At 34.1% G+C, this 19,047-nt stretch carries 12 protein-coding genes; 11 read left to right on the top strand and 1 reads right to left on the bottom strand.

Annotated features, from left to right (window positions below; all coding sequences use genetic code 11):
- Positions 1–16 precede the first annotated feature (16 nt).
- The 7 genes from FLB_RS04645 to FLB_RS04675 all read left to right on the top strand — a co-directional run bounded on the left by FLB_RS04645 (position 17) and on the right by FLB_RS04675 (position 12,572).
- The gene (locus FLB_RS04645; RefSeq protein WP_064714777.1) at positions 17–796 is read left to right on the top strand and encodes an SDR family oxidoreductase; all 780 of its coding nucleotides are present in this window, start codon (positions 17–19) and stop codon (positions 794–796) included.
- Between the two features lie 133 nt (positions 797–929).
- Positions 930–1,973: an alpha-L-fucosidase gene (locus FLB_RS04650; RefSeq protein ID WP_064714778.1), complete on the top strand. Its 1,044-nt coding sequence runs from the start codon at positions 930–932 to the stop codon at positions 1,971–1,973.
- Positions 1,974–2,276: 303 nt separating this feature from the next.
- Positions 2,277–3,614, top strand: coding sequence for an alpha-L-fucosidase (locus tag FLB_RS04655; RefSeq protein ID WP_064714779.1), 1,338 nt, complete (start codon positions 2,277–2,279; stop codon positions 3,612–3,614).
- Between the two features lie 122 nt (positions 3,615–3,736).
- Positions 3,737–5,992: a family 20 glycosylhydrolase gene (locus FLB_RS04660; protein WP_082923206.1), complete on the top strand. Its 2,256-nt coding sequence runs from the start codon at positions 3,737–3,739 to the stop codon at positions 5,990–5,992.
- 381 nt (positions 5,993–6,373) lie between these two features.
- Positions 6,374–7,387, top strand: a complete 1,014-nt coding sequence (locus tag FLB_RS04665) for a LacI family DNA-binding transcriptional regulator (protein ID WP_064714780.1) — start codon at positions 6,374–6,376, stop codon at positions 7,385–7,387.
- Between the two features lie 255 nt (positions 7,388–7,642).
- Complete coding sequence (locus FLB_RS04670; RefSeq protein WP_064714781.1) at positions 7,643–10,963, top strand: SusC/RagA family TonB-linked outer membrane protein; 3,321 nt, start codon at positions 7,643–7,645, stop codon at positions 10,961–10,963.
- Between the two features lie 40 nt (positions 10,964–11,003).
- The gene (locus FLB_RS04675) at positions 11,004–12,572 is read left to right on the top strand and encodes a SusD/RagB family nutrient-binding outer membrane lipoprotein (RefSeq protein ID WP_064714782.1); all 1,569 of its coding nucleotides are present in this window, start codon (positions 11,004–11,006) and stop codon (positions 12,570–12,572) included.
- Positions 12,573–12,811: 239 nt separating this feature from the next.
- On the opposite strand, the gene FLB_RS04680 is transcribed toward FLB_RS04675, so the two are convergent.
- Positions 12,812–14,482 (bottom strand): GLPGLI family protein, encoded by a 1,671-nt coding sequence (locus tag FLB_RS04680; RefSeq protein ID WP_064714783.1) that lies wholly within the window; start codon positions 14,480–14,482, stop codon positions 12,812–12,814.
- A gap of 272 nt (positions 14,483–14,754) precedes the next feature.
- Here FLB_RS04680 and fucP point away from each other — a divergent pair, with 272 nt between their 5' ends.
- The 4 genes from fucP to FLB_RS04700 all read left to right on the top strand — a co-directional run bounded on the left by fucP (position 14,755) and on the right by FLB_RS04700 (position 19,043).
- A complete protein-coding gene (fucP, locus tag FLB_RS04685; protein WP_082923207.1) occupies positions 14,755–16,044 on the top strand; it encodes an L-fucose:H+ symporter permease in 1,290 nt (429 codons plus the stop codon).
- Positions 16,045–16,060: 16 nt separating this feature from the next.
- On the top strand, positions 16,061–17,716 hold the full coding sequence (locus FLB_RS04690; protein ID WP_064714885.1) for a UxaA family hydrolase: 1,656 nt from the start codon (positions 16,061–16,063) through the stop codon (positions 17,714–17,716).
- A 106-nt stretch (positions 17,717–17,822) separates the two neighbouring features.
- On the top strand, positions 17,823–18,587 hold the full coding sequence (locus tag FLB_RS04695) for an SDR family NAD(P)-dependent oxidoreductase (RefSeq protein WP_064714784.1): 765 nt from the start codon (positions 17,823–17,825) through the stop codon (positions 18,585–18,587).
- A gap of 51 nt (positions 18,588–18,638) precedes the next feature.
- On the top strand, positions 18,639–19,043 hold the full coding sequence (locus FLB_RS04700) for a (Fe-S)-binding protein (RefSeq protein ID WP_064714785.1): 405 nt from the start codon (positions 18,639–18,641) through the stop codon (positions 19,041–19,043).
- Positions 19,044–19,047: the final 4 nt, after the last annotated feature.

Consider the following 19,047-nt stretch of genomic DNA (forward strand, 5'->3'; position numbering starts at 1 on the left):
ATAAAATACACAGAAAATGGATCTCAATTTAAAAGATAAAATTGTTATAGTAACCGGAGGAGCAAAAGGTATCGGACTAGGAATTTGTAAAGTTTTGGCTTCTGAAGGGGCTATTCCTATAATTGTAGGAAGAGCTAATGACGATAATCTAATGGCTGTAAAAGAAATTGAAGCCGAAGGAGGAAGAGCATTTTCTGTTGTTGCAGAATTAATTCATCCAGAAGCTTGTAAAATTGCTGTTGAACAAGTTATTGCGTTATTTGGCCGTATTGATGGATTAGTCAATAATGCAGGTGTAAATGATGGCGTCGGTTTGGAAAACGGAGACTACGATAAGTTCATGGCTTCTATTCATAAAAACTTACTTCATTATTATTTGATGGCACAATATGCTTTGCCAGAATTAAAGAAAACTAAAGGTGCAATTGTCAACATCGGTTCAAAAACCGCCGATACGGGACAGGGAAATACATCGGCTTATGCAGCATCAAATGGTGGACGCAACGCTCTAACCAGAGAATGGGCAGTTGAATTATTACAATATAGAATTCGCGTAAATTCAGTTATTGTAGCGGAGTGTTATACCCCATTATATGAAACTTGGATTAAATCTCTTGAAAATTCCGAGCAAAAACTAAAAGAGATTACAAAAAAAATACCCTTGGAAAACAGAATGACGACTACTGAAGAAATTGCCAATATGGTTGTCTTTCTTTTGTCTGAAAAATCAAGTCATACTACAGGGCAATTGATTTATGTTGACGGTGGTTATACGCATTTAGATAGGGCATTATAAACATTAGAGGGTTGTTGAAGTTTAATTAAACAAAAATCTAACTACCTTTTGCGGGCTAGCAGCATGGAATAAGTTAATTTGTAGAAGTACAAAATAGTTTACCAAACGGGTTAATCTTAATAAAAAAGTAAAAATGAAAAAAGTATATATTGTCCTTTTTGCGATTTATTCAACAACTCTTTTTGCACAAAAAAATAGTATTGTTCCAATTGCATCAAAAAATCCGAGTGCTGGTCAAATGGAGATGATTTCTCGTAAATACGGTATGTTCATTCATTTTGGCATCAATACTTTTCATAATCAAGAATGGACTGACGGTACAAAACCAGCGTCGTCTTACAATCCAACAAGTATAGACGCTGAACAATGGGTGAAAACTGCTAAAAATGCAGGAATGAAATATGTTATTTTGATTACAAAACACCATGATGGCTTTTGTTTATGGAACAGTATGTATACCGAGTATGATGTTGGAAGTTCTTCCAACACAACCAATGTGGTGGAAGCTGTTGCAAGAGCCTGTAAAAAACATAATATGAGTTTAGGACTATATTATTCGCTTTGGGATAGAAATAAAAATGCTAACACCTCAGACATTACTCTAGATGCGGCTTACAATGAGTATATGATTAATCAATTGAATGAATTAATTACTATTACGAAAAAATACACGAAAATTGTTGAATTTTGGTTTGATGGCGGTTGGGAAAAACCAAATTACCGCTGGCCAACACAAAAGATTTACCATACTATAAAGTCCAGAGTACCAAACTGCCAAGTAGGAATAAATTGGACTATTGGTTTACCAGAAAATCCAGATTTTCATTTGGTAGTACCAAAAGATCAAAAAACAGGTTATCCAATACGTTATTTTCCTAGTGATTTTAGACTTGGCGATCCTTATTTACCAAAAGAAAATGATCCAAAAATATTTACACATGAAGGGAAAGAGTATTATTTACCATGGGAATCTACGGTGTGTATGAGCCAAAAATGGTTTTTTAATTCCAAAGACACTATTTATAAATCTGTGGACGATCTATATGATTTGTATACAAAGGCCACAGCGAACGACAATGTTTTAATTCTGAATTGTCCACCCAATACCGAAGGCAAAATGAGGGAAAAAGATCGTAACTTATTGTTGGCACTTAAAAAGAAAATAGACAAGAAATAAAAGAATTATTGGATAGGCTAGTATAGGCGGGGTATGTATTTGGTGCGTTGTTTTTAGGGCATATTGTTTGAAAGGTTGACCTCTTTTAAATTTTAAAAATTAATAGCATTGTTTGTAACTCATGCCAAAAGTTAACGCACAGAAAAGGCACATTATTTTTAAGCGACCTAACAGGAAATAGGTCTGTAAAAAGCACTGAGCTGTAAGTGAACTGAAATGAAAAAATTTGTCAAAAAAAGCAAATTTTTTTTATTCTTTGAAACGGTACTAGTAAAGGTTAGTTATAAATTTTAAAAAAAAACTATGATAAAGAAGGTAATATTAGGCGCTTTGCTTATTGGAACTGCGATAGTCGGAAAGGCACAGAACAAAATTGCTGAACACGATATTGAAGGTAAAATGAAATGGTTTGAAGAGGCTAAGTTAGGTATCTTCATTCATGCTGGAATATATTCGGTAGCCGATGTTTCAGAGTCTTGGAGTTTTCATAACGGAACTATTTCAGTAGATGATTATATGAAACAACAAAATGGATATACATTAAGCAAATATGATCCTGCAGCTTGGGCAGAAATGATTAAAGATTGTGGTGCTAGATATTGTGTAATTACAACAAAACATCATGATGGTGTAGCAATGTATAATACCAAAGTAGGTAAATTGAGTGCTGTAAAAACATGTGCAGCCAAAAAAGATATGATAAAACCTTTTTTTGAAGAATTGCGAAAAAGAGAGGTAAAATGCGGTGCCTATTTCTCGTTGATTGATTGGACACACAATGATTACCCTGGTTATTTGAAGAATAAAGAGCGTTATGATATCAAAAAAGAACCAGCGCGTTGGGAACGTTTTCAAAAATTCTTTCAGGGTCAAATCAAAGAAATATCAGATGCATTCAATCCAGATTTATGGTGGTTCGATGGAGACTGGGAACACAGTGCAGAGGAGTGGCAAGCTGAGAAAACGCGTAACATGATATTAGAAAAAAATGCAAATACTATCATCAACGGACGTTTACAAGGGTATGGCGATTATGATACGCCAGAACAAAATTTTCCTGTAGTTCGTCCGGCTTTCAAATGGTGGGAATTGTGTATGACCATGAATGAAAACTGGGGCTATCGTGTGAGCGACAACAATTGGAAGACACCTTATGAAATCATAACTATTTTTGTTGATGCCGTTTCAAACGGAGGAAATCTATTATTAGATATTGGCCCAAAACCTGATGGAACTTATCCAGAACCTGTTGTTTCTACATTAAAAGAATTAGGAGATTGGAACAAAAGAAATGGCGAAGGTATTTTTGGAACTATTCCAGGAATTCCGCAAGGACATTACTATGGCCCTACAACTCTTTCTAAAGACTCCAAAACGCTATTTTTATTTGTTCACGGAAAAACTTCAGGGCAAGTACTGTTAAAAGGTATTGATAATAAAATTCAGGACATCACAGTTTTGGGTTCTAATGTAAAGTTAACTCATAAAGTAGTGGGTAAAATATCTTGGAGTTCTGTTCCAGGATTAGTGTACATTGATTTACCAGAAACGGCAATAGATAAATATGTAACTTGTATAAAAGTTACGCTAGATGCCCCTATTAAACTTTATAGAGGTAAGGGCGGTTTCTTGACAAATTAACAATAAGAAATTTGGATAGACGCCATATTGTGAATGATTTAAAGTAGGAAATATTGTAAGAGCCTAGATTATACAGTTTACGAACTTTAATTTATATAACCAGAAACTAACACAGTTATCAAATGAAAAAAGCATTCTTATTTTTAATATTGTTTCCGTTCTTTTGCTTTGCTCAACTTCCATATAGAGTTTCACTGATTCCGAAACCACAGTTTGTCAGTTTTAGCGAAGGTGGGTTTATTTTGAAGAAAGGTGCTAGAGTAGGGGTTACCGATTTGAGCCTTATTCCTTTAGCAAATTATCTTGTAGCAACCATCGGTAAAGAAAATGGTTTGGATTTGATTGTTTCTAATGCCCCAAAAGCAGACATTACACTTTCATTAGGGTACAAAAACGAAAAATTAGAAGCCTATAAAATGGAGGTTACCGAGAACGGAATTCACATCAGCGGAGCTTCTCCATCTGGAATTCTGATGTCAGTAGCTACTTTACAGCAACTAATTCCTGTGGGAGTAAACCAAACCAAAGTACAATTTTTGAAAATAGAAGATGCCCCAAAATTCAGTTATCGCGGGGCACATTTAGACGTAAGTCGTCATTTTTACAGTGATGATGAAGTCAAACATTTTTTGGATTTGATGGCAAGATACAAGTTGAATAAATTTCACTGGCATTTGACAGATGATCAAGGTTGGAGAATTGAAATCAAAAAATATCCTTTGTTGACCGAAAAAGGTGCATGGAGAAAATTCAACAATCAAGACAGAGACTGTATGAAGTTCGCAAAAGAACAGGATAACAGTGATTTTAACTTACCAAATAAACACATAAAAATAATTGAGAATGATACGCTTTATGGCGGATTTTATACTCAAGAACAAATCAAAGATGTAATTAAATATGCCAAAGATAGAGGAATTGATGTTTTGCCCGAAATTGATATGCCCGGTCATTTCATGGCTGCAATTATAGGTTATCCTTATCTTTCCTGCAAAGGAGAAGCGCATATGGGCACTACTTTCTCTGATCCTTTATGTGTTGGAAATGAACAATCTTTGCAATTGGTCAAAGATATTTATACCGAAGTAGCAGGTTTGTTTCCTTATGAATATATGCATTTAGGAGCTGATGAAGTAGAGAAATCCAATTGGAAAGAATGCCCAAAATGTCAATCAAAAATTAAAAAAGAACATTTATTGGGAGTTCAAGAGTTACAAGCTTGGTTTGTACACGATATGGAAGCACATTTCAAAAAATTAGGAAAAAAATTAATGGGGTGGGATGAAATTTTAGACGGTGGTTTATCCCCAACAGCAACCATAATGTGGTGGAGAAATTGGGCGCCAAAAGCAATTCCAACAGCTACAGAACAAGGAAATGTTGCCATTTCTAGCCCCTGTTTTGAAATGTATTTTGATCAACTTGAAGGGCCAACTTCTTTAGAAACGGTTTATTTGTTTGAACCATTAAAAGGGCTTACAGCAAAACAATCAAAAAATGTGATGGGGATTCAAGGAAATCTTTGGACAGAAACAGTTCCGACAGTTCGTCGGGCAGAATATCAATATTTTCCCAGGCTATTTGCACTTTCAGAAGGTGCTTGGAATGGAGGAAAACGAAATTGGGAAGAATTTAAAAGCCGGGTAGTGAATGAAATGGAATACCTGGATGCAAAGAAGATTAGTTATCGAATTCCAGACTTAACGGGCTTCAACGACTTGAACGTTTTTATTGAAAATGAAACCGTATATGTAAATTGTATTTTACCAAATGTAACGGTGAGATATACTACAGATGGTTCGATTCCAAAGGCGAATTCAACAAAATACATAGCGCCGTTTACTATTTCAGAAACTACTAATTTTAATTTTAGGGCTTTCCTTCCAGAGGGAAGTGGCTCAGAAGTGTATAAAGCAGAATTTCGTAAAGAAAGCTTTTCAAAAGCTTATGACGGAGCATTTACTGCTAATGGAATTGTTGTCAAAGAATACAATTCGAGCGCAAAAAGATGTGCAGAAATTAAAAATAGCAAATTGATACAAGAATTCATTACCGAAAGCATGCAAATGCCAAAAGGGTTTAAGGGATTTGCAGGTTTAATTTTTGAAGGGTATTTTGAAGTTAAAAGTGATGATGTTTATACTTTTGAATTGGCATCAAATGATGGTTCAATGCTTTACGTTGACAATACTTTGATTATAAACAATGATGGGCCTCATGGTAACAAAGCCAAGACAGGCCAAAAGGCATTATCAAAAGGATGGCACAAAATGTATGCTGAGTATTTTGACTTGGATTCAGGTGGAAATTTTAGTGTGAAAATCAAATCATCCGAAGACAAAAAATTTGCTGATATGAATCATTTTAAATATAAATAACAAAACAAATGAAGATATTGTTCTTTGAATGAAATGTAATTTTTGAAGGAGTTATTATAGTCTTGTTTTGATGATTATATCTTGATTATCGAGGAAAGAAATGAATGTGATTTGAACTGTTTTTTGGAGTAAAAAAAAGCAATCGTGATTGATCTTGCTTTCATGAAGATTTTTTTTAATCCTATGATTTTTTTGAAAGTTGATACTAATGAAATTAGCACATCTTGTGTTATTTATGAATTAAAATAGAGATTATTGAATAAAAAAAGAGCTGAATAAAAAATACTAAAACGTTTTTGCAAATCGATTATTATATGTACATTGCTTGTCTTAAATTAGTTAAAAAAAATAGGGTTAAGTTTAAGATAACGTTACTGTTTTATGAAAAAAAAAATCACGATAAAGGATATAGCCAAGACTGCTAATGTATCAGTTACAACAGTTTCATTTGTCCTAAATGATAAAGGAGAGAAAATGCGGATAAGTGAAGAAGTGATTAAGAAGGTTCTTAAAGTAGCAGAGGATTTAAAATTTAAACCCAATATAATTGCCAGTAGTTTGAGAACAGGTAAGACGAGATCAATTGGTCTTATAGTTGAAGATATTTCAAATCAGTTTTTTTCTGAATTAGCAAAAGTAATAGAGAGAGAAGCTATTCAATTAAATTATAGAGTTTTTTATTGTAGTACAGGAGGGGATGATGAGCGGGCTGTTGAGTTAGTAAATAGCCTTTTACAAGCAAATGTGGATGGCTTTATTATTACACCAACAGAAAAGTTGAAAACTACCATTGATCGTTTGTTGGAGCTCCAACTTCCAGTGGTTTTGATAGATCGTTATTTTGAAGAGCAAGACATTAGTCATGTGGTACTTGATAATTATGAAGGGGCTTATAAGGCCACGCATTATCTATTGGAGAAAGGATATAAAAAAATTGCATTCATTACTAATTCTTCAAAATTGATTCAGATGCAGCTGAGGAAGAAAGGCTATATTGATGCATTAACAGCTGTGGGTTTGTTTGATGATTCAAAAATCCTTGATTTGGACTACTTACACTCTGAAAATGAAAGGATAGAAATGATTTCAGCATTTTTGAAAGCAACTTCTGAAACAGATGCAGTGCTTTTTGGTGCGAATTATTTATTAATTGCCGGATTGCAGTCTTTTATGAAATTAAATATAAAGATTCCAACAGATAAAGCAGTAATTAGTTTTGACGATCATGACAGCTTTAGATTGCATTCGCCATCTATTACAGTTTTGGCACAACCAATTGAAGAAATGGCTAAAAAAGCGGTCAAATTGTTAATGATACAAATGAATGATGAGAGTAATCATATTATTGTAAAAGAAAAAGAATTAGGAAGTTTAATCATAAGGGAATCCGTTTAAAATAGATGGATTTTTTTTTAAATAGTATTTGCTAAAACGATATAGCAATACTCAAATGAATCAAGAATGTAAATAGAAATTTTAAAAAAAAGTGCTTATGAAATAAAAGAGAAAAAGGTATCAGGTAAATTTTTATTACTGAAAGTCTGAGGAGAAAAGGTAATAAGAATAAAAGGACTCAGTATTCAATACTATTTAGAATTCTGAATTCTCAAATTATGAACTAATCAAAACTAAACTAAATAAATACTAATTATGAGAAAACTGTTATATCAGTTGCTATTAGTTTTTCTAATAGCGTTGAGTTACCAAAGTATGTGTGCTCAAAACAAAATAATATCAGGTGTAATTATAGATAAGGCTAATATGCCAATTGCAGGTGCTAATGTTAAGGTAAAAGGCACAAAAACTTCAACGGTGACAGACTTTGACGGACAATTTACCATTTCCGCGGCTCAGGGTACAATTCTAGTCATAAGTTCGGTTGAATTTCAAACAACTGAAGTTAAAGCTGTTGATGGATTAAAAATTAAATTAGTTGCTGCCACAAATGAACTTGATGGTGTTACAGTTACAGCTTTGGGACAAACAAAAAAGAACAAAGCAATTGGGTATGCTACTAGTACAATTAAATCAGATGCAATTGTTAAGACAGCTTCTCCTACCATCGCTAACGCTTTGTATGGTAAAGCACCAGGAGTTCGTATAAGTTCTACACCAGGTGGGGCTGGAAACATCAATATCCAGATTCGTGGTTTGAACTCTATAACAGGTAAGAATCAGCCACTTATCGTTCTAGATGGTGTGCCTATTCGAGATGGAGAGGTAAGTAACAATAACTATTGGAATGATCAACGTATTAGAAGCAATGGTCTTGCTGACATTAACCCCGAAGACATTGAAAGTATATCTATTCTAAAAGGGGCTTCTGCTGCTGCATTATATGGCTCAGAAGCCGTAAATGGGGTGGTTTTGATCACTTCTAAATCTGGTAAAGAAAAGAAAGGATTAGGTGTTGACTTTAGCAGTAGTTTTTCAAGCAACAAAATTGCATTCTTGCCAAGATTTCAATATGAGAGAGGGCCAGGTTGGACAAATGCGAACTACTCTTCTGGATTTTTGGCTCCAGATGGTTTTGCTAGTTATGATACTAATGGAGATGGTGTACCTGATACAAGAGGGGTTTCTGGTAGTTCTAATAACTACGGTCCTTGGTTTGATGGGCAGCCTGTTATGTCATGGGATGGAGTGGTGCGCCCTTATTCACCTCAAAAGAATGGTTACAAAAATTTGTTTCAAAATGCATGGGATTCAACAACAAATTTATCATTAACTAACAATACCGAAAATAGTAGCATCCGTTTTTCATATACTCACAATGAATCGCAAGGATTAAGTATGGGGAATATGAACAAGAAAAACACCCTTAACTTAAATACATCATTCAAAACAGGTGAAAATTTGAAAACTGACATTATTGTTAGTTATATGAATCAAAATGTTCATAACCGAGCTTATGCTATGGATCGATTGGTAAATAACTTTACGGGGATGATTAGTCCGTTTGATAATGGGGCTTGGTACAAAGACAAATATAAAACTAGTTTAGGTTATAAATATGTTAGAGGTACAGATCAAAGTTTAACTCCAAATGAAAATATCATCCGTAATGGATTCAAAGGAGATATTGGAGATTTTTTCTGGAATACCAATGCAAATAAGCAAGACGAAGTTACCAACCGATTGATTGCAAGTGTTACTGAAACATATACTATTTTTTCAGATTTGAAATTACGTGGACGCGCTTCGACAGATTTAACTTCAGTAAATATCGAAACTAAAAATCCAGTTGAAAAACCTTTAGTTTATGGTTTTGGATCAGGTTTTTATGAAGTTATTTCTAATGATTATAATATTGTCTATGGAGATGTATTATTAACGTATAACAAACAAATCAATACAAATTTAGGTATAAATGCAGTTATTGGCTATACAGGATCAACAGAAACAGGTAAGTTTTTGTCTCGTAATACTGATGGCGGTTTAAGTGTTGAAGGTTGGTTTGATATGAATGCCTCAGTTAACTCAGCAAAAAGTAGTTCTGGTAGATATAAAGTAGTCAAAGATGCAATTTTCGGAACATTAAGCGGTAATTACAAAAACTACTTATTCGTTGAGGGAACCATTAGAAAAGACCGTACTTCTACAATGAATCCTAATAATAATGCATTTACTTATCCTTCTGTAAATTCAAGTTTTGTGTTATCGGATGCAGTTACATTGCCTGAGATGATCAGTTATGCAAAATTACGAGCTTCTTGGGGTATAGTGGGGAATTACCCAGAAAGGTACCTTGCTAACGTAGCGTATAATCAAACCACATTGGGAACGCAAGGGACTACTTCTCCAGTATTGATTACCAATTCGATGTCAGCTTATGGAAATGAAGGAATCAAACCAGAGATGAAAAATGAGTTTGAGCTTGGTTTTGAAACTAAATTCTTTAATCGAAGATTAGGATTGGATTTTTCTTATTATAATGCAAAAGTTAAAGATCAAATTCTTGATTTGAGCTTGGCTCCAACTACTGGGGCTAATAGTATTCTGGCCAACGTTGGAGAATTGAGTAACCAAGGTTTTGAAATTGCTTTGACAGGTTCTCCTTTTAGAAGTGAATATTTTTCTTGGGATATCACTTTAAACTGGGCTAAAAACAAAAACAAAATTGTAAAGTTGGCCAACGGTTCCAATGAATTATTACACGCTGACTATGATGGCTCTGCTGCTCAATTGAAATCTGTGGTAGGTGATCCTATGGGAGGTATTTATGCTCACCCTGTAAAAACGGATGCAGACGGTAATAAAATGGTTGATAGCGATGGATTTTATATGATCGATGGAGATAAATGGGAGAAATATGGAACAGCAACACCACAAGGTGTAGGTGGTTTGTTAAATACATTTACCTACAAGAATTTAACATTGGACGTGAATATTGATTATTCTTATGGTGGTTATGTAATGCCTACAGGAGTTAATTGGATGATATCTAGAGGATTGACAGAAGAAAGTTTGAATTACAGTACAAATGAGCGTGGTGGTTTAACCTATTATGTACAAGGCGGTAAAGGTATTCAAGTACCAAATAGCGCAACTTCAGGACCCAACGGTGAAAAACTATATCGAGATGGTATGTTAATGAATGGTGTAACTACAGATGGTTCCAAAAACACTAACGTGATTTCTCAGGCTGGTTATTATAATATGACTTATAACTGGGGTGGTCCTCAATACAGTAGTTCACGCTATGAATTATATATTCAAAAGAATGACTATATTAAAGTAAGAGAAGTTTCTTTAACTTATAATTTACCCTCTCATTGGGCCTCAAAAATTGGTGCATCTAGAATAAGTTTATCGGCATTCGGACGTAATTTGTTCTATATCTACAGAACAATTAAAGACATGGATGCAGAAGGTACTACGTCAGGATCTAGATGGTCTCAAAACGTAAACAATTCAGGAACAACTCCAGCCACTAGAAGTTTTGGAGGAATGGTTAGAGTTTCTTTCTAATTTTTTACAAATCATAATTTTTTTAATCAAAAAACATAACATGAGAAAACTATTTTATACATCATTAGCGTTGGCTGCTGTTTTTTTTGGCTCTTGCTCACAAGATGATTTTGCAGATGCATATAAAAACCCTGCAAATGTTGAATCGACTACAGTACCTAAACAGTTTGCTGGATTCATGAAAATTAACTACGAAGATGTAATTCCATCGTATTGGAATTATTTTACAGTTATTAGAACCACGTCTCTTAACTATACCCAAGCACACGGAATTTACAACGGAACAGGACGCTACATTCCTGGAGCTGCTTCAAAAGATCGATGGGGAAGATATTATAAATTTATTGCTCAATATAGAGAGTTAGAAAAAGTAATTGCTTCTTTACCAGCTGCGGAGCAGACTGAAAACAGAATTTATACCATAACTTCAACTATCTATTTATATGATCATACAGCAAAAATGGTTGATAATTTTGGGGATATTCCTTTTTCTGAAGCGGGTAAAATAAGTTTTACTGGAGGAGATTATACAAAGGCATCTGCAAAGTATGATAATCAAACCGAGCTTTACACCATGATGTTGGATCAATTGAAAGCTTTTTCTACCGAATTGAATACAATTACTTTATCTACTAAAGTTAAAGTAGAATTTGAAAATCAAGACTTAATCAATAAAGGAAGTTTGATAAGTTGGAAAAACTATTGTAATTCGTTGCGCTTGAAGATATTGAACAGAGTTTCTGCTGTTCCTGCTTTTTCTGCAAGAGCAAATACTGAAATGGCTCAAATTATTGCTGAAGGAAAATTAGTGGATGAAAATTCAGAGAATATTGCATTTAGAGTTTACACTCAAGATACTGACTTAGATACTGCTGGATTTATGGAAGCGATGGAGTCATTTAATAACAATCTTGCTCCTAAAGCCATGATTGATCACATGAATGCGAATAGTGATCCTCGTAAAGCTTGGTTGTTTGAATCTGGGCAAAAAGCATTAGGTGCTTATATAGGTCTAGATCCAATGCTGACATCTGCTGCTCAAGATCAGTTGATTACCGATGGTGTAATTGCGATTTACAACAGGTCTGTAATTAGTAGAAACAAATGGTTACCTGGTACATTAATCAATGCTGCTGAGGTAAACTTAATCCTTGCTGAGTTCTATTCAAGAAATGGTAATTCAGCTTTGGCAAAAACGCATTTTGAGAAAGCAATCAGACAATCAGTTGACTATTATGTAAGATTAGCAGACAAAGCTGATGTGCTAACTTGGAAACCTACCGCTGAACCTAAACTAGCTGATATTGATGCTTATATTGCAACAATCAATTTTTCAGGAGCAACTACACCTGCTGCGCAATTAGCGTTAATAGCTTTTCAAAAGTATATTCACTTTAATATTATGCAAGCTGACGAATCTTGGGCTGAACAACGAAGATTAAAACTTCCTGTTTTGAATTTTAGAGAAGATGAAACAAGCAGTATAAGAAAAACTCCACCAACTCGTTGGACATATCCGAATTCTGAAAGTATTTATAATACTCTTAATTACAATGCCGTTAAAGCAAATGATAATTTGAGTACAAAAATCTTCTGGGATGTAAAATAGTGTATTTTTTGTTAGTTACGAGAAAACCCCCAACTCAAGCCAATGCTTGAGAAAGGGGTTTTCTTAATTTTATTCAGGAATAATTAGGCTCAAAATGATGTTGTTACAAGTTTTGGTTTCAACTAGTTTAATGAGTGACTAAGTCAGAATACTTTTGTTTTATTTTCAGTTAGGCTTTTGATTAAGTTTTTTTATTTCTTTAATTTTTATTGGTTCACGTATATGTAGCAAGGTTAGAGTTATTTTCGTCCTATTAGAAATCCAGAAACATTCCATGAAGAGCTACTATTTCCTTCTGGTTTTCCGAGTGGAATTGAAACACGAATCGAATGAATTCCGGGTGAAAGAGATCCTAAGTCAATAAGATTTGGATTAGTTGTTGTACCAGGACACCAGTTTGAACGACTTTCATCTGAGGAAGACAAACCATTGCTAAAATTACCCGAAGCCGGATTACTCAATCGGTAAGAGCCACAGTCTGTGCGCCAAGGGGTAAAACTAAATACTTCTTTTCCGTCAATATAGATGGTGTTCTTTTTTTGTAAAAATTCATCACCATTTTCCCAGCCTCCGTGACCAGTTGTGATATAGCTTTGTACAAAATTTTGGTATCCTTGTGGTACTTCGAAAGTCATTTCGAGTCCTTTTTCTTTATCAAACATTGTTGAATATTCTTGCCCAGCCATTTCCATTACGTTCAGTGTATTGAATAGAGGCAAAATGAAATCTCCTTTTGGGTTATTGTCTTCGCCTTGATGGATTGTGATGTTCAAACTAGCTTTGTGCCCACCCGCATCATAATTACCTATAAACATTCCTATGTAAACTTCTTGATTGCTTAATTTTGGTTGCAAAAGCGAAATGTCTTGACGATAGAGTACACTGTCTTGCCAAACTTTGTTTTTTAATTCTAAATTATTGAAATGTTTTACTCCAAATGGGGTAAAAAAACGCATCATTTCCAGCAGTGGATGGTAATCTTCTGTTGCCACGACACCTTGATAATTTTTGCCATTCCCATTTTCATACCTTGGTAAGGTCATGATTCCATTTTTTAATCCGTCTAGGAAGGATTTTTTTTTATCAGTTGGAATCATAAAAACCGAACCTGTTCTGTCGTATGCATCACCGTTCGACTGTTCGGTCACATCAGCAAAAATGGCACTTCCTTTTTTGATTTCAGGAAATTTAACTTTTCTTACAATCACAGTACCACTTGCAAATCTGAAAATGCTATCATTGGATTTGGCATCAGCTACAAAATGAATTTGCTCTTTGTTGAAAATTGGAATATTCACAAAACGACTTTTCCACAGCAAATCTTTATAAGTCAATTGGTCAACAATTGGTTCAGCTGGTATTGTCAATAAAGAGGGCAACGTCTTTAAATTTTCAATTTTTGTAGCTGTCCAAGTGCTGTTGCCATTGCGAATAGTTTCGAGTACCAATCCTAAATCTTGGCCTAAAACACCTGGGCCGCCTTTAACCCCCAATTCGTTAGTATACCAAATTTCAATTTTATTTGAGTTGATTGAAGTTGTAGCTTTTTTGCAAGTGTAGTTAAGGATTTTTTTTGTTTCATTACTAAATTCAAACTTTTGTTTATCCAAAGCACCAATATTTTGACTCAGAATAGCTTGGTTGGGTTTAAGTTGTGCCCATTGAGTAATAGTTTTGGTGTTAAAATCTACAAAAGTTTGTTCGTATGGAAAACCAGCTTTTTGCTGCATGATGTTATCAGAGGTATTTATACTTAGATCTTTGGATGTAAATAGTACGATAGAATTTTGATCTTCAATTTTTCCGTTTGAACTTTTTTGATACGAAATTTTAATTGCTTTTGGGGCTTTTTGTGCAAAAGACAAGGTAATTGCACACAAGGAGAAGTATAAGATTAACTTTGTTTTCATGTTTTAGTTATGTTTAGAATAATATGTATTCTACGTAAAAAATTAAGGATTGAGGGAGCAAGAATTGGAAAAACTTAATTATCAATAATAGAATACTAAATCGTTTTATGTGTAAAGCAAATATAGATAAATTGCTGTTTATACAAAAAAAAGCTTATTTTTTTTAAAGAAAGATAATTAATAGTTAAACAAGGATAAAATAGAATTAATAGATATACCTCCAGCCTTATATCTTTATATTTCTATAATAGAATACAAATAATAAAAAGTAAATGGCATTATCATACGGAATAAATAGTAAAAAGAGAGCAGGTTCAAAAGAAAATAAGACATTGTTGTTTCCTTTTATATTGGTAACGAGTTTGTTTTTTTTCTGGGGATTTGTTCACAATTTAGATCCCATCCTTATTCCTCATTTAAGAAACGCATTTAATCTGACTGATTTTCAATCATCCTTGATCGATTCGTCTGTTTTCATTGCCTATTTTGTGATGGCTTTGCCAGCGGGGTATATCATGAGAAAATACGGTTATAAATCAGGAATTATGATTGGATTGGTATTGTTCGGTATCGGATCCATTTTATTTGTACCAGCAGCTAATTCACTGCAGTATGTTTATTTTTTGATAGCTTTATTTGTTATTGCCTGCGGATTAACATTTTTGGAAACTGCTGCTAATCCTTATGTAACAATATTAGGATCAGCAGAAACGGCTACAAAAAGATTAAATTTTTCGCAATCTTTTAATGGGCTAGCAGCTTTTATAGCCCCAGCATATATTGGACCGATGATTTTATCTGATAAAAAATTATCTAAAATTCAGTTGGATGCCATGTCGCCCAAAAACGTACATACTTATGTTTTAGAAGAAGCAGCTAGCGTAAAAATGCCTTATTTAATTTTAGGTCTTACTATTTTGGTAGTAGCATTAGTATTTTATTTTACAAATATGCCGGATGTGAAAGATGATGATAAGAAAGAAATTGAAGGGGCTAGTTTTTTAGTGGCATTGAAATCAACACGTTTAAGATGGGGAATTTTAGCACAGTTTTTTTATGTAGGAGCACAGGTTTGTGTTGGAAGTTTTTTTATTAAGATGGCAACAACTACAGCACCTATTAACGAAGATGTGGCAGCTAAATATTTAGGATTTTTTGGTTTGGCATTTATGATTGGTCGTTTTACGGGAACTTTTTTTATGCAATATATAAAACCGATAAAATTGTTAATCATTTATACTGTCATTACTATTCTTTTATCAATAGAAGCAATAGTTGGAACAGGAATGATCGTGGTGTATGCGTTAATCGCTATTGCATTTTTTATGAGTATTATGTTTCCTACCATTTTTTCTATGGGAATTGATGGCTTAGGAAATAATAAAAAAATTGGATCATCCTTGATTGTTATGTCAATTGTCGGTGGCGCTTTGCTTCCTCCAGTATTAGGATTAATTTCTGATATTACAGGAAGTATTCAAAAGGGATACATAGTTCCGCTGATTTGTTTTTCGGTTATACTGATGTTCGCCATTAATGAATATAAAACAAAAAAAGCATAATTTCTTTTTAAATACTATGTTAGAAAACAGGAAAAATAGATTGGTGGTAAAAATGCATCCTAAGGATAATGTCTTGGTCGCATTAACAGATTTAGCAAAAGGAGTAAATGTGATTTTTGAAAAAGAAACATACATTATCCAAGAAACTATCAAGGCAAAACATAAGTTTTTTACTCGTGACTTAAAACAAGGTGCTGAGATTGTTATGTATGGTTTTTTGGTTGGAAAAGTGCAATATGATGTTGTTAAAGGTGGTTTAATGACCACCGATAATCTTAAACACGCAGCAGAACCCTATCATTACCGCAAGGTTAATTTTAATTGGAAAGGACCAGATATATCAAAGTATAAGGAAAGAACTTTTAAGGGATATATAAGAAAAGACGGTCGTGTAGGAACCGCAAATTATTGGCTGTTTATACCAACTGTATTTTGTGAAAACAGAAACTTAGATGTAATACGCGAAGCCTTACATAATGAATTAGGATATTCAGTAAGCGATAAGTATCGGCAGTATACACATAACTTGCTTGAAGCATTTAAAAAGGGTGAAAGTTTAGATTCAGTTGACATTCAATTGAATCCAAATCAAAATAAGAATAAAATTTTTGAAAATGTTGATGGCGTTAAATTTCTAAATCATCAAGGAGGCTGTGGAGGAACACGTCAAGACGCATCTACTTTGAGTGCATTATTAGCTTCTTATGCCAATCATCCAAATGTAGCGGGAATTACAGTGTTGAGTTTAGGGTGCCAACATTTGCAAGTGCAGGATTTTATAAAGGATATCAAAAAACAAAATGTATCATTTGATAAACCTTTATTTGTTTTCGAACAACAGCAAACCAAAAGTGAAGAACAATTAATAGCCGATGCTATTAAGAAAACATTTGAAGGATTAGTTCAAATAAACCAACAACAAAGGACTCCAGCACCACTGAGCGAACTTTGTTTAGGGGTCAAATGTGGCGGTAGTGATGGTTTTAGTGGAGTTTCTGCAAACCCTGCCGTGGGACATACTTCCGATTTATTGGTGGCTTTGGGTGGAAAAGTCTTGCTTGCCGAATTTCCTGAGTTGTGTGGCGTAGAACAGAATCTGATAGATCGTTGTACATCCGAGACGGTAGCTAAAAAATTCATTGGTTTAATGCAATCTTATGACGCTTTAGCACATATTGTGGGTTCAGGTTTTCATATGAATCCTTCGCCAGGAAATATCAAAGACGGATTAATAACTGACGCAATAAAAAGCGCTGGAGCAGCAAAAAAGGGAGGAACTGCTCCTATAGTTGATGTGTTGGATTATACTGAACTTGCTACAAAATCCGGTTTGAGTTTGGTTTGTACACCAGGAAATGACGTAGAAGCTACCACTGGAAAAGCAGCAGCGGGAGCTACTTTAATTTTGTTTACTACAGGTTTAGGCACTCCTACGGGTAATCCGGTTTGTCCAGTGATCAAGCTAGCTACCAATACTATTTTGGCTGAGAAAATGAGTGATATTATTGATATCGATTGTGGGCCAATCATTACTGGTGAGAAATCCATAGAGGAGATGGGCGAAGATATTTTGGAATATTGTATTAAAGCTGCAAGTGGTGAAATTATTCCCAAAGCCGTGTTGCTAAACCAAGATGATTTTATTCCATGGAAACGTGGCGTTTCTTTATAAAAGTTGATAATCTTTTAGATAAAGCAACTCATTTTACCAATAAACAATTTGAATAGAGGTATTAAAAATATTAAATCTAGATTTTTAAACCAATAAATAACAAAATATGTTTTCATTACACAATAAAAAAGCAGTGATTACTGGTGGCGGTAGCGGAATTGGAAAAGCCATTTCTGTTTTATTTGCAAAGCAAGGCGCCGAAGTGCATATTATTGAATTAACAGAAGAAAGCGCTAAATCAACCGTTGAAGAAATAAAAGCAACTGGTGGAAATGTATTTTCGTATGCATGTGACGTAGCTAACCAGAAAGAAGTATTGGCTACATTTGAAAAAATCAGAGATTTTAATATTCTTGTTAATAATGCTGGAATTGCTCATATAGGTAAGGTCGATACAACTAATGAAACAGATTTCGACCGAATTATGAGTGTGAATGTTAAAGGTGTATACAATTGTTTACATGCCTGTATACCACATTTTAGAAATGCTGGAGGAGGTGTTATTTTGAACATGGCTTCTATTGCAGCGTGGGTAGGTATTCCGGAGCGGTTTGCCTATTCTACTGCTAAAGGAGCTGTAATGGCAATGACCTTATCTGTTGCCAAGGATTATATTAAGGAGAATATCCGTTGCAATTCCATTTCTCCAGCTAGGGTGCATACACCGTTTGTAGATGGTTTTATTGCAAATAACTATGCCGGAAAAGAAGTCGAAATTTTTGAAAAGCTTTCCCAATCACAACCCATAGGCCGTATGGCTAGTCCTAGCGAGGTAGCAACCTTAGCTTTGTTTCTTTGTAGCGATGAATCTAGTTTTATTACAGGTTCTGATTATCCTATTGATGGAGGTTTTATAAAGTTAAACAACTAGAAGATCATGAGTTTATAAAATGCAAAAAGTCTAAAAATTAATACTAAATAAATGGAAGTAGCCTTATTTGTACCTTGCTATATTGACCAGTTTTACCAAAATGTGGGTGTTGCCACTTTACAATTGTTAGAAAAAGTAGGTTGTAAGGTTACTTTTCCTTTGCAGCAAACCTGTTGTGGTCTGCCCCTGACAAATAGTGGTTTTGCAAATTTGGCAAGGTTATGTGATACAAATTTTGTTAAGAATTTTACAGGTTTTGATTATATAGTCGCTCCTTCTGGCAGTTGCGTTTTACATATTAAAGAACATTTGCATGATGATAAATATATAGGCGAATCATTACAGATCCGCAATACTATTTATGAACTCACGGAATTTCTTAGAAACAGCCAATATAGAACAGTTGTTGGTAATAGGAGCACATGGCGCGAGAAGTACTACAGTATATGTTGTTGATTTA

Origin of the sequence: Flavobacterium succinicans, from assembly GCF_001662485.1 — a bacterium.
In the GTDB taxonomy this organism is placed as follows: Bacteria; Bacteroidota; Bacteroidia; order Flavobacteriales; family Flavobacteriaceae; genus Flavobacterium; species Flavobacterium succinicans_A.